This window comes from Arthrobacter sp. (assembly GCF_048266065.1).
GTDB lineage: Bacteria > Actinomycetota > Actinomycetes > Actinomycetales > Micrococcaceae > Arthrobacter_H.
In genome coordinates this window covers 218121-230717 of record NZ_JBLXAH010000002.1, presented here as the reverse complement: position 1 = coordinate 230717, position 12597 = coordinate 218121, and the positions used below count along the sequence as shown (strand labels likewise).

Genomic DNA, 12597 nt, shown 5'->3' with positions numbered 1-12597 from the left:
GTGCCGGCCGACGGTCCGTGTCAGCCCTCGTAAGGCAGGCGGTGGATGCGTTCGCGCACCTGCTGCTGGCGGGTCGCGGTGGCGCTGAGCCGGCGGTAGTCCCGCTCCCGCCGTTCGGCGACGACGGCCAGCAGGAACTGTTCGGGCGGGCAGCCCGGCGGTGGGGCGGGGGAGACCAGCGGGAGCAGGTCGTTGGCCAGCTCGATCGCGACGCGTTCACGCGAGGCGGGGGCCATCGACGGGGCCTGGCGGATGTACCGTGCCGCCCGGCCCGCCAACACGTCGGGGATCCGCCCCACATCGGCCAGTTCCGCCCAGGGCCGCAGCTGCGTCGGCAGCGGAACGGCCAGCGGCGTGACCTTGCCCCGGCGTTCGCGCATCGAATAGGTGCCGGCCAGCATGTCGCCGAGCCGTTTGCCGCGTTCGTTCGAGAAGGAGACGATCAGCGCCAGCGAACCGAAGAGCGAGAGGATCTCCAGCAGGGCGAGCATCGTGCGGATGAAGGCATGGCGGAAGCGGATGGAGCCGCCGTCGTCGCGCACGATCCGCAACCCCATGACCAGCCGGCCCAGCGACTTGCCATGGGCCAGGGTCTCGACGGCTGTCGGGATGGCCACCAGCCACAACACGACGACCCCGATGACCAGGGCCCGCGCCGCGGCGGCGTCGAAGCCGGACAGCAGCCGGTCCAGCAGGATGAGCGAGCCGATCAGGCCGATCGCGTACACGGTGTAGTCGATGATGCAGCCCACGGCGCGCAGCACGAAGCTTGCAGGACGCAGATGCAGCACCACTGCCTCGCCGGTGATGATCGTGCTCACGGTGTCCCTCCGACGCGGCTGGGTGGCTGGCGGCCGGTTCCCGGGCTGACCCGGCGCAACGCGGCCGTCCTCCCAATCTAGCCGACACCGCCGGGATAGGCTGGGACGGTGGATCTCGACGCGTTTGTTGCCGTGCATCGGCAGGAGTGGGATCGCCTCGACGTCCTCTCCGGCCGCCGTCGGTTGACCGGGGCGGAATCCGATGAATTCCTCGGCTTGTACGAGCGCGTCTCGACCCACCTGTCGATGGTCAGCTCGATCGAACCCGATGCGATCGTCTCGGCGGACCTCTCCGCCAGGATCTCCAGGGCCCGCACCCGTTTCACCGGCGCACGGACCTCGCTGCCGGAGGAGATCGCCACGTTCTTCGTCTACTCCCTGCCCGCAGCGTTCTACAGGATCCGCGTCCTGACAGTGGTGCTGGGCCTGGTGTTCTGCGTGGTGGGGCTGGCCGCCGGGCTCTGGGCGGCGAATTTGCCGGGAGTGCTCAAGGCCATGGGCTCGGATGCGGACCTGCAGCAATACGTCCACCACGACTTCGTCGACTACTACTCGGAAAACCCGGCTGCCTCGTTCGCCGGTGCCGTGTGGACCAACAACGCTCTGATCGCCGGCCTGTGCGTCGCCTTCGGGATTTCGGGGCTCTACGTCCCGTACGTGCTCTACCAGAATGCCGTGTCGGTGGGCATGGCCGGCGGGTTGATGTCGGCGCTGGGTGAGCTGGATACCTTCTTCCTCTACATCCTGCCGCACGGGTTCATGGAACTGACGGCGATCTTCATCGCCGGGGCCGCCGGACTGCGGATCTTCTGGGCCTGGGTCGCCCCCGGGGCCCGGACGCGGATCCAGGCGCTGGCCGTGGAGGGCCGCTCGTTGATGACGGTGGCACTGGGCCTGGTGCTGGTGCTCTTCGTCTCGGGACTGGTCGAGGGGTTCGTGACCCCCAGCGCCCTGCCGGCCTGGTCACGGTTGGGCATCGGCCTGCTGGTGCTGGCCGGCTACTGGACCTACACGCTGGTGCTGGGACGGCGGGCCGTGCGGGCCGGATTCACCGGGGATCTGGGCAAGTACGACGCCGGTGCCACCACGGCCATCAACTAGTGACTTTGAAAGCCAACAGGGAAGGACACACCCATGGAGAACAAGAACGCCGTGCCCGAGGGGCACGATCCGGCAGCCGGGGACGGCGAACCGCCCGTGCGCCCGGCACCGGCGACACCCGATTCCGAGATCCCCGAATTCCTGAAGGGCCCGGATCCTGACGAGCCGCAGGACGCCGCGGGAGCGCCGGCGGCCGAAACCGCGGCATCCCGCGAGGAGCATGAGGCACCCCGGGGCCAGGAGGCCCCGGATGCACCGGCGGCACCCGCGCAGGAGCCCGCCATGGACCGCGACGCCTGGGAATCGGAGTTCTCCTCGGCTTCCGCCGACGATTCCACCGCCGATTCGGCCGTCGACTCCACCGCCGATTCGGCCAACGAGCCCGTCGACGCTTCATCGCGCGCTGACGCCCGTGAGGACGCCACGGCCGCCGTGGGGCACGACTCCTCCACCGACACGACCGCCTACCCGGCCACCGACCCGGAGGCGTCGAACACGCGGGCCCTGCCGGCCTGGGACCAGCACACCACCGCCGCCGGTGAACGCCCGGCCGACACGGAACGTGGCCATGCGCCCCTCGGCGCCACAGCGGCCGGAGCAGGTGCCGGTGCCGGGGCCGGCGCCCTGGCCGCGGACGGCGGTCCCGAGGCCACCACCTCCGAGGCCACCACCACGGCCACCGATACAGTCGACGCCGAGCCCGGATCCGAGCCCGTGGACGCCGAGACGTCGCAGCGCAACGACGCGGTGCTGGCGGCCAAGCGCCGCGGCGGTGCCCCCCGCCAGCCCGGCGAGCCCGACGATCCAGACGCCCAGCGCCGGCACCACGCCCGGGAAGCCGCCCTGACGGCCAAGCCGTTGTTCGCGCGCATCGTGCAGACGGTGCTGGCCATCTTCTTCCCGTTCCTGCTGGTCATCGGCGCGATCCGCACCGTCGCCAGCTCCTGGTTCCTGTGGCTGGAATACCACCGCCCCGGATTCCCGATCGACGCCTACGGCTTCAGCCCGGCCGAGCGGCTGACCTACGGCAACTACGGCGTGGACTACATCAACAACTCGGCACCATCGGCCTACCTGGGCAACCTGGTTGACGGGAAGGGGGATCCGCTGTTCCTGGGCACCGAGGTCTCCCACATGGCCGACGTCAAGGCGGTCATCGGCATCACGTACGCCGCGGGAATCGTCATGGCAGTGCTGGCCGTGATCATCTGCCTGTACCTGGGCCGCCGCTACGCCGGGGGGATCCGCCGCGCGTTCTTTGCCGGCTCCGTCATCACCCTGGTCGCGATGATCGCGTTGACCGTCCTGGCGGTGCTGAACTTCGAGACGTTCTTCACCGACTTCCACGAACTGTTCTTCGCCCAGGGCAATTGGACCTTCCACGCCAACGACACCCTCATCCGGCTCTACCCGACCCAGTTCTGGATGGACGCCGGCATCGTCATCGCGGGCCTGGTCCTGCTCGTGTCGCTGGTCTTCCTCATCACCAACTGGCCGACCCGCAAGCGCCGCGAGCGCGCACGCCTGCGCCAGTCCAACCGTGACCTGGGGCTTGACTGACACCAGCACGCCAGCCGACGGCGGGCCGTGGCACCGGGGTTTCCCCGGCGCCACGGCCCGCCGTTTTTATCCCCCGGGATCCGGGGCCTCAGCCCCAGCTGGGCATCCACAGCCGCAGCCGCCACCCCTCGTAGGGGATCGTCTGCCCGGTCCAGACCGGCCAGAAGAACGCAGAAACCAGCACCACCAGGGCCAGGAACGCCGTCACGCCGATCAGCCCGGCTCGGCGCCGGGCCACCGAGGCGCCCACCCCGCCGATCGCCAACGCGAGCACGAACACCAGGGCCAGGACCATGAACGGCTCGAACGTGATCGTGTAGAAGAAGAACATGGTCCGCTGCGAGTACATGAACCATGGGCCGAACCCGGCGAGCATGCCGGCCAGGATGGCCCCGGTCCGCCAGTCGCGGCGGCCCGCCCACCAGAGCAGGACCACCAGCAGGGCCAGGGTCGCGCCCCACCAGAGGATCGGGTTCGGCAGGTCGGTGACCACCGTGGCACAGGAACCCGTCGGGCACCCCGGTGCCCCGGCGTCGGTGCCCTCGTAGTAGAACAGCACAGGTCGCCCGGCGAACAACCAGGTCCACGGGCCGGACTCCCAGGAATGCGGCGAACTGAGCCCCTGGTGGAACTCGTAGGCACTGCGGTGGTACTCCCAGAGCGAGCGCAGCGGCGCCGGCAGCCAACCCACGCCCTCGCCGGGATGCTCCGCCGCCCAGTTCCTGTCGTAGCCTCCAGAGGTGGCGAACCAGCCCCACCAGGTGGACAGGTAGGTGAGCACGGTCAGCGGGATGACCAGGAAGAACGCCGGGACGCCGTCGCGCAGGACGCCTGCGGTGAACCAGTGGCGCACGCCCACCACGCGCCGGGCCTGCAGGTCCCACAGCACGCTGAGCAGGCAGAACACCGCGATGAAGGAGAGCATCGACCACTTCACGCCCAGGCCGCCGCCGAGGGCCAGGGCGAAGACCAGCCGCCACGGCCGCCAGGCCATCCACGGCCCGTGGTCCAGGAACCCGGGCGGCGGGGCACCGGTGGCCGGATCCACCGCAGCGGCGACCTTGCGGGCCAGCAGCCGCCGCCCGTGCGTGCGGTCCAGCAGCAGCGCGTAGAAGGCGGCGACGATGAAGAACATCTGGAAGATATCCAGCAGGGAGGTCCGCGAGAGCACCAGCTGGTGCCCGTCCACCGCGCTGAGCCCGCCGGCCACCGCACCGAGGGTGACGGAGTTGAACAGCCGCTGGCCGATCAGCGTGACCAGCAGGACCGACAGGGTCCCGACCACCGCAGCGGAGAATCTCCAGCCCAGCCCGTTGTCGGTGCCGAAGAGCAGCATGCCCACGGCGATCATCCACTTGCCCAATGGCGGGTGCACCACGTACTCGGCGCTGTCCAGCGGTGCCGGCTTTCCGGCCACGAACGCCGGGTTCGGGTCATCCGGCCATTCCATCGGATGCCCGTGGGAGATCATCGTGTACGCGTCCTTGACGTAGTACGTCTCGTCGAACGTCAACGCGTGCGGTTGGTCCAGGTTGACCAGGCGCATGGCCCCGGCGATGACGGTGATGACCAGCGGAATGAGCCAGGCCAGGTACGACGCCGGTGCCGCCGCCACCTGCAACCTCGCCGCGAGTGCCTCGTAGGTGAACGCCGAACGGGGGGTCTGGACCCAGCGGGGGAGGGACGTTGTCAGGGCGCTCACGCCACAACTCTACCGGCGGGCGCGACGGTAGAGTTGGCGGCGTGAACAATGATCCAGGAACCGCCGAGCCCGCCGCCCCCGAACCCGCTGCGGCCGGTGGAACGGCAGGGCAGATCGTCCTGGCCGCCACACCGATCGGCAACCTCGGGGACGCCTCTCCGCGCCTGGTGGAACTGATGACCAGCGCGGACATCGTGGCCGCCGAGGACACCCGCAGGTTCCACCACCTCGCCCAGGCGCTCGGACTGAAGATCCCGGGTCGCGTCGTGAGCTACCACGAGCACAACGAGGAGGCCAAGACCTCCGAGCTGCTGGACGAAGTCAGGGCGGGCAAGACCCTTCTGATGGTTTCGGATGCCGGGATGCCCGCCGTCTCCGACCCCGGTTTCCGCCTGGTGGAGGCAGCCGTGGCCGAGGACCTCGTGGTCACCGCGGCCCCCGGCCCCTCGGCGGTGCTGACCGCCCTGGCACTGTCGGGCCTGCCGACCGACCGGTTCACGTTCGAGGGGTTCCTGCCGCGCAAGCCGGGGGAGCGGGCCTCCCGGCTGGCCGAACTGGAGAAGGAGAGGCGCACCATGGTCTTCTTCGAGGCCCCGCACCGGTTGGAACCGATGCTCCGCGCCCTCGCCGACGCGTTCGGGCAGGACCGCCGGGCCGCCGTTGCCCGGGAGCTGACCAAGCTGCACGAGGAGGTCCGCCGCGGCACCCTACTGGAACTGCTCGAATGGGCCGAGGGCCAGATGCGCGGTGAGATCGCAGTCGTCGTCGGCGGTGCCGCCGAGGATGCCCCAGCCCGGGCCGTGGACCACGTCGCCGCGGTGCAGGAGCTCGAGCGGGGCGGCCTGCGGCTCAAGGACGCCGTCGCCGCGATCGCCGAACGGGAGCGCCTGCCCAAGCGCGAGCTCTACGCAGCAGTCCTGGAGGCCCGCCGGGAGCAGTAGATGCCGATGGCGACGTGGGCCAGTGCCGCCGGGATGGCCCACGGCCAGTAGTGCCAGTAGAACTCCGCAACCACTGGGCCGCCCGTCGTCGGATCCAGGCGGGCAAGGGCAAATTCGTACCAGTTCGCCAGCGGAGCTGTGAGCAGCCAGGCGGTGCCGACGCACACCAGCCACGTGGTGGCACCGGTCCGCCCGGCGGCAGCCAGCGTGACGGACAGCGCGGTCATGATGATGCTGTAGGGAAAACCTGCCATGAACAGGAAGACGCCGCCCCACGGATTGACGGCGAAGACGATGACGGCGAGCAGCACCCAGAGGCCGAACGCGACGGCGAGGCGGAACAAGATGGTGGCCACGCGTAGGGTGGCCGCGTCACGGCGGACCCTGCAAACGGTCAGGCTGGACATGTTTCCCCATTTCCCCTGGTGCTCGGAGTCTAGCCTGCAGGCTATCGAACGCACCCGATTCTCCCGGCCGTAGGGCTACCCCCAAGGAGCCTGCGAAAAATACCTCGCGTTCTCTACGGCGTCGACGCCGAGCACCCGGCAGAGTACGAAGGCGGCGAGGGCGAGTGCCAGGACCCCCGCAGCTGTGAAGGTCTGAATCCACCGGCGGTGGCGTGTGGCGATCGCCGCCACAGCGGTCAACGCCGCGACTGCAGGCACGGCCAGGGACACCGCCATCACGCGTTGCCGGTAGGGGATCTGCTCCTGGTAGTAGGACGACGGGAAGTCGTTCGCGTCGAAGTCGAAGCCCACTGCTCCGATCATGAACGTCGAGAAGACGGTCAGGAATGTGAAACCGAGGCTGATCACCAGCCACGTCGCACCCGACACCCGTTTCCGCATGGATGCCATCCAACCACAAGAGTTGGATCGTGAACCGCCAGGCCCCCGGGCGGATGCACAACGAACCCTGGACGTCATGATGCAACCCTGCATTTACACCCAGTCGTCCGTCTCGCTAACGTGACCAATGAGAGAACGCCATCCAGACATAGACATGTGGGAGAGAACAACGATGACCATCACCCCCGAGCGCGAAGCCGAACTGCTCGCCTCAGTGCCCACCGGCCTGCTGATCAATGGCGAATGGCGCGACGCCTCCGATGGCGGCACCTTCGACGTTCACGATCCGGCCACCGGCAAGGTGCTCGCCACACTGGCCTCCGCCACCAGCGAGGACGCCATGGCGGCCCTCGACGCAGCCGACGCCGCCCAGGCCTCCTGGGCCCGTACCGCACCGCGCGAACGCGCCGAGATCCTGCGCCGCGCCTTCGACCTGGTCCAGGAACGTGCCGAGGACTTCGCCCTGCTGATGACCCTGGAGATGGGCAAGCCGCTGGCCGAATCGCGCGGCGAGGTCACCTATGGCTCCGAATTCCTGCGCTGGTTCTCCGAGGAGGCCGTCCGCGACTACGGCCGCTACCTGACCACCCCCGAGGGCAAGAACAAGATCCTCGTCCAGCGCAAGCCGGTCGGCCCCTGCCTGCTGATCACCCCGTGGAACTTCCCGCTGGCCATGGCCACCCGCAAGGTCGGCCCCGCGGTCGCCGCCGGCTGCACCATGGTCCTCAAGCCCGCGAAGCTGACCCCGCTGACCAGCCAGCTCTTCGCCGCCACGATGATGGAGGCCGGCCTGCCCGCCGGCGTGCTGAACGTGACCTCATCGAAGTCCGCCTCGAAGATCTCCGGTCCGATCATGCAGGACCCGCGCCTGCGCAAGGTCTCGTTCACCGGTTCCACCCCGGTCGGCAAGCAGCTGCTCAAGGACGCCGCCGACAACGTGCTGCGCACCTCCATGGAACTGGGCGGCAACGCCCCGTTCCTGGTCTTCGCCGACGCCGACCTGGACAAGGCAGTCGAGGGTGCGATGGCAGCGAAGATGCGCAACATGGGCGAGGCCTGCACCGCCGCCAACCGCTTCCTGGTCGAGAAGTCGGTCGCCGCCGACTTCACCGCCAAGTTCGCCCAGGCGATGGGCGCCCTCACGCTGGGCCGCGGCACCGAGGACTCCTCGACGGTGGGCCCGCTGATCGACGGAGGGGCCCGCGACGACGTCCACTCGCTGGTCACCGCTGCCGTCGAGGCCGGCGCGGAGGCCGTCACCGGTGGCGCCCCGCGCGAGGGTGACGGCTACTTCTACCAGCCGACCGTCCTGGCCAACGTCCCCAACGACGCCGAGATCCTGCGCAGCGAGATCTTCGGCCCGGTCGCCCCCGTGACCACGTTCGAGACCGAAGAGGAAGCCATCAAGCTGGCCAACGCCAGCGAATACGGCCTGGCCTCCTACCTCTACACCGCCGACTACAACCGCATGTTCCGGGTCTCCGAGCAGCTGGAGTTCGGCATGGTCGGCTTCAACGCCGGCGTCATCTCCAACGCCGCCGCCCCCTTCGGCGGCGTCAAGCAGTCGGGCCTGGGCCGCGAGGGCGGCTCCGAGGGCATCGCCGAATACACCACCGCCCAGTACATCGGCATCGCCGACCCGTACGCGGTGTAGCACCACACGGCGCCACACGGCACGACGGGGGATGGCCGGGGCAATCGCCCCGGCCATCCGCCGTCGTCCGGGGCCGGTTGGCCGCGGGGGTTCCGCCGACGTCTCAGCCGCGGAACAGGGAAGCGGGCCAGGCCCGGGCCAGGAACTGCCGGCCCGGCGTCGCAGCGTCGGAGAACGCCTGTTCGATCTCGGACAGCGCCGCAGCGAGCGCCTCGTCTAACGGGATCTCGCGGGTGGCACGCGGGCGGTGGATGCCCGCCGACGGACCCCGCGGGATGAGCTGGGGCAGTGGCCCGGCGTCGCGCGAATAGGTGGCCCGTTCGAAGGCCTCGCGGACCCGGTCCAGCGCGGGGGCGGCATCGGGCAGGTGCCCCGCCAACCGTGCTGCGTACCCGGCGTCGGTTTCGCTGGGCCGTTGGGCCCACCCGTAGTCACGCCCCAGGGCCAACAGCTCCGTCCAGGCGGCCCGGGGGCCTTCGCGCCAGTCGCCGGAGCCGTGGATGCGCCGCAGCCGGCGGGCCCTCGCCCCACGCCGGAGCCCCAGGGGGCCGAAGAGTGCCGCCACGACCAGGGCCACCGTGATGAGGACCGGCACCAGGGGGTTGCCCGCGTCGTTCGTGGCGGTGCCCGGCGCTGCCACGGCGGACGGGGAGGCGCTCTCGCTGGGGGTGGTGGCCTCGGGGCGGGTGGTGCGGTTGGGCTCGTCGTTGGAGGACGGGGTCGCCGCCGGACCCCCGACCGGGCTGTCGCTGGCGTAGGCGGGGGTGGTCCCGCGGCCCGGGGTGGGTTCGAAGGGCACCCAGCCGAGCCCGGGGAAGAACAGCTCCGGCCACGCGTGGGCGCTGCGTGCGCTGAGCTCGTACCCGCTCCACTGCTTCCCGTCGGTCCCCAGTGCGGTGGCGCCGTTGGTCCGGCCGGGGGCATAGCCGACGACGATGCGGCTGGGGATGCCCAGCGAACGGGCCATCAGGGCCATGGCCGAGGAGAAATGGGTGCAGTAGCCGCTCTTCTTCTGCAGGAACGCCTCGACGACGCCGATCCCGTTGCCGTCATACCCCTGTTGCAGCGGGGTCTGCTCGGAGTACGAATAGTCCGGGCTGCGCAGCTCCTCCTGCAGGGCGACGGCCTCCTCGTAGGCGGTGGTGGCGCCCGCGCTCCGGGTGATCTTCCGGGCGGTGTCCTCGATGATGGCCGGCAGCTGGCTGGGCAGGTCGGTATAGGCGGAGGGCAGGTTGATGGCTCCGAGGCCGTTGGCCAGGGCCCTCGAGCTGGCCTCCAGCGCCGCGGCGTCGATGACCGGAACCTGGGAGGTCACGGTGTAGTCCAGGTCCATGCTGGCGGCTTTTTCGTCGGAGAACATCGTCTGCGTTCCGCCGTAGTAGCCCCACGTCTCGGCGAGCCCCGACACCGAAGTGGCGTCCCGGGGCATGGGCAGCCACGGGCTCTGGTAGTTGCCGGTCACCACCCGGGTGTGCACCAGCCTTTTCGTGGCGGCGTCCGGCAGCAGCCCCGCCAGCCGTTCGCGTTCGGTTGGTGCCAGGACGCCGGTGCTGGTGTCACGGGGGACGGTGACGTCGGTGGGTTCCCACCGGTCGGCCGTCAGGTCGGAGATCACTGCGGTGCGCAGGTACAGCGGATCGGGGGAATCGGTGTAGTAGGTGACGGTGGTCAGCCCCAACCGGTCGCGCAGGTTCACTCCCAGGTTCAACACCGGGTTCACTCCGCTGGGCTTGCCGAAGAGGTAGAGCCGCTGGCCCTGCGGCATCAGGCCCTGGGTGAAGCCGGGAACCGCCAGCGGGACCAGGAGCATCAGGGCCAGGGCCCCGGCGGCGATGGCCGCGCCCTGGCGGGCCACCCCGGTGCGCACTGCGGCCGCCGGGGCGGTGGAGCGCAACGCGATCCGGGAAGCGGCGAGCACCAGCAGGAATCCTGCGGCCGTCAGGCCCACGTGCAGCAGCCCCGCCCCGTCGGTCTTGACCACCGAGGAGGTGATCAGGAAGACCGACAGCGGGATGGCCGTCAACGCCGGGGCGCGCAACCCGAGCACCACGATCTGCGCCATGAGCCCGGTGAGCCCGGCCGCCAGGGCGGTGAAGAAGACGATCGGGGCCTCGGCCAGGACCGGCTGGGATTGGGAGAGGATCGCCTCCTGGGCCTGCGGGTAGAAGGCCAGGGCCCGCCGCAGCGTCTCGGCGGTGGGGAGGACCCCGAGCACCGCGGTGCTCGGCAGGAACTGCAGCGTCAGCATCACGGCCAGTCCGGCGGCCGAGGCGGTGAGCACCAGGGCGTAGGAGCGGCCCAGCACGCGCACGATCGTCCCGGCGGCCAGCATCCCGGCCACGGTGACTGCGGAGTTCTCGAACCAGCGCCGCCCCTCGATGACGTCCCACAGCCCGCTGACCGGGGCCATGACCGCCACCAGCAGGGCAGCGAAGAGCAGCCACTCGCCACCGGGGCGCCGGCGTCGTCGGGCAGCAGGTGGGCCGGGAGCCGTCGGCGGAGCTGCGGATGCGTGGGTGTCGGTTGCAGTGCTCATGGCCGGGCCCGCGTGCCGGTGCGCCGCTCCTGGGCGGCCAGTTCCAGCCAGGCGTCCGCCACTGCGGTGCCGGGATCCACCGGAAGCGCCGTCCAGCCGGAGCTGCGGAAGATCCGGGTGGCGGCCACCGTGCCGGCCGGCCGGCTGGCGACCACGAAGGCCACGACGTTGCGGTGGGTGCCGACGCGGTGCACCCAGGCCGCAGCCTGGTCCGCGTCGAGGTCCCCGGTGAAGAGCAGCAGCGGGCCGTGGCCGGTGCCGAACCCCGCGCCGGCCGGGAGGCCCGCCTCGGGGCTGCCGGGGGTGGCTTCGGTCTTCAGGGACACCGGGGCCAGCGTCAGCTGCAGGTCCACTGCGGCATCGGGGCCGGCATACCGTCCGGCGGCGGCGCCGGGGGCCGGCGCTGCGTTGTCCGCGAGGGGCCCGCCCGTCTCGTCGAGCACTTCGAGCTCATACCCCTGCCCGGCCAGGTGGGCTCCCATGGAGACGACGGCGGTGATGATCCAGTCGAAGCAGCCGGTGGTGGATCCCGCGGGGCCCAGGAAGTTCGGGATCTCCTCCGGAGCGTCGAAGCCGATGTAGCTGCCCTGGTAGGGGCCCGGTCGGGTGTCGACGACCACGGTGGCCCGCGGGGTCCGCTGGAATTCCTCCTGCCGGACCATCAGCGTCTGGTGCCGGGCGGTGGCGGGCCAGTGCACCCGGCGCAGCGAGTCCCCGTCGCGGTACTCGCGGGTCATCACGTCGTCGTTCTCCGGGGTGGCCTGGTGGTGGGCGGTGGCCGTGCCGTGCGTGCCGGTGCTGCCCAGCACGCCGGTGACCGGCAGGTTCAGCACCGGGGGGACCACTGTCAGCGGTGAGGGCCGGTCCACCGCGATGGGGCGGACCGCCAGGCCGAAGGGGTCGGTCAGCCGGGCGTGCAGCGGGCCCACCGGATACACGCCGCGGTGCGTGGGGCGCAGGCGGTAGCGGTAGATCGTGGCCGAACCGTCCCCGCCCGCCGAACCGGCAGTGCTGCCGGGGCGCCCGGGGTCGTCGGGGTCGTCGGAGGCGAAGGTGGGGGAGTTGCCGAAGTCGGGGGGCAGCTGTTCGTCCAGGACGGTCCCGGCGGGCAGCGGGGTGGCATGGTGCAGGGTGAGCGTGACCTCGGTGGGGGATCCGACGACCACCGGGTCGGGGGTGAAGCCGCGCCGCACGTGCAGCCGGCTGCGGCCGAGCCCGACGACTGCAGCGGAGAGCAGCGGGGTGGCCAGCAGGAAGATGGAGATGTTCACCAGTTCGCGCCGGCCCAGGAACCAGGCCAGCAGCAGTGCAGCGACACCGCAGCTGAACAGGGCCCAGCCGCGGGTGGTGAGGAAGGCCAGATGCAGCCTGGCCCGCAACGGCACCCGGGCATCGCCGTCGTGCCCTGGTGGTGGCACCCCGTGCACGGCAGGC

Annotated in this window: 10 protein-coding genes; 4 read left to right on the top strand and 6 right to left on the bottom strand. The window is 70.7% G+C overall.

The genetic code is table 11. The features are described 5' to 3' along the window. Positions 1–20: 20 nt before the first annotated feature. Positions 21–821, bottom strand: coding sequence for an RDD family protein (locus ACN0TP_RS04110; RefSeq protein ID WP_417216995.1), 801 nt, complete (start codon positions 819–821; stop codon positions 21–23). 108 nt (positions 822–929) lie between these two features. On the opposite strand from ACN0TP_RS04110, the gene ACN0TP_RS04105 reads away from it, so the two are divergent. Both ACN0TP_RS04105 and ACN0TP_RS04100 read left to right on the top strand, forming a co-directional pair. After that, positions 930–1922: a stage II sporulation protein M gene (locus tag ACN0TP_RS04105; protein ID WP_417216992.1), complete on the top strand. Its 993-nt coding sequence runs from the start codon at positions 930–932 to the stop codon at positions 1920–1922. Between the two features lie 33 nt (positions 1923–1955). Further along, positions 1956–3482, top strand: a complete 1527-nt coding sequence (locus tag ACN0TP_RS04100) for a TIGR01906 family membrane protein (RefSeq protein WP_417216989.1) — start codon at positions 1956–1958, stop codon at positions 3480–3482. 88 nt (positions 3483–3570) lie between these two features. On the opposite strand, the gene ACN0TP_RS04095 is transcribed toward ACN0TP_RS04100, so the two are convergent. After that, positions 3571–5184 carry a dolichyl-phosphate-mannose--protein mannosyltransferase gene (locus ACN0TP_RS04095; RefSeq protein ID WP_417216986.1) on the bottom strand — a complete coding sequence of 538 codons (1614 nt, stop codon included), beginning with the start codon at positions 5182–5184 and terminating at the stop codon, positions 3571–3573. A gap of 41 nt (positions 5185–5225) precedes the next feature. Here ACN0TP_RS04095 and rsmI point away from each other — a divergent pair, with 41 nt between their 5' ends. Beyond that, on the top strand, positions 5226–6125 hold the full coding sequence (gene rsmI, locus ACN0TP_RS04090; RefSeq protein WP_417216983.1) for a 16S rRNA (cytidine(1402)-2'-O)-methyltransferase: 900 nt from the start codon (positions 5226–5228) through the stop codon (positions 6123–6125). On the opposite strand, the gene ACN0TP_RS04085 is transcribed toward rsmI, so the two are convergent. Beyond that, entirely contained in the window at positions 6089–6532 is a 444-nt protein-coding gene (locus ACN0TP_RS04085; RefSeq protein WP_417216981.1) for a hypothetical protein, read from the bottom strand. The genes rsmI and ACN0TP_RS04085 overlap by 37 nt on opposite strands. Before the next feature lie 75 nt (positions 6533–6607). Then, on the bottom strand, positions 6608–6973 hold the full coding sequence (locus tag ACN0TP_RS04080; protein ID WP_417216978.1) for a hypothetical protein: 366 nt from the start codon (positions 6971–6973) through the stop codon (positions 6608–6610). A 172-nt stretch (positions 6974–7145) separates the two neighbouring features. On the opposite strand from ACN0TP_RS04080, the gene ACN0TP_RS04075 reads away from it, so the two are divergent. Next, positions 7146–8627, top strand: a complete 1482-nt coding sequence (locus ACN0TP_RS04075) for an NAD-dependent succinate-semialdehyde dehydrogenase (protein WP_417216975.1) — start codon at positions 7146–7148, stop codon at positions 8625–8627. Positions 8628–8730: 103 nt separating this feature from the next. On the opposite strand, the gene ACN0TP_RS04070 is transcribed toward ACN0TP_RS04075, so the two are convergent. Beyond that, a complete protein-coding gene (locus ACN0TP_RS04070) occupies positions 8731–11163 on the bottom strand; it encodes a transglutaminase TgpA family protein (protein WP_417216972.1) in 2433 nt (810 codons plus the stop codon). After that, a complete protein-coding gene (locus ACN0TP_RS04065) occupies positions 11160–12581 on the bottom strand; it encodes a DUF58 domain-containing protein (RefSeq protein ID WP_417216969.1) in 1422 nt (473 codons plus the stop codon). The genes ACN0TP_RS04070 and ACN0TP_RS04065 overlap by 4 nt, the downstream gene beginning before the upstream one ends. Positions 12582–12597: the final 16 nt, after the last annotated feature.

What these genes read in the sequence shown, in the direction of transcription:
- ACN0TP_RS04100 (WP_417216989.1), top strand. Translation starts at nt 1,956, where the DNA reads ATGGAGAACAAGAACGCCGTGCCCGAGGGGCACGATCCGGCAGCCGGG.
- ACN0TP_RS04085 (WP_417216981.1), bottom strand. Translation starts at nt 6,532, where the DNA reads ATGTCCAGCCTGACCGTTTGCAGGGTCCGCCGTGACGCGGCCACCCTA.
- ACN0TP_RS04080 (WP_417216978.1), bottom strand. Translation starts at nt 6,973, where the DNA reads ATGCGGAAACGGGTGTCGGGTGCGACGTGGCTGGTGATCAGCCTCGGT.
- ACN0TP_RS04070 (WP_417216972.1), bottom strand. Translation starts at nt 11,163, where the DNA reads ATGAGCACTGCAACCGACACCCACGCATCCGCAGCTCCGCCGACGGCT.
- ACN0TP_RS04075 (WP_417216975.1), top strand. Translation starts at nt 7,146, where the DNA reads ATGACCATCACCCCCGAGCGCGAAGCCGAACTGCTCGCCTCAGTGCCC.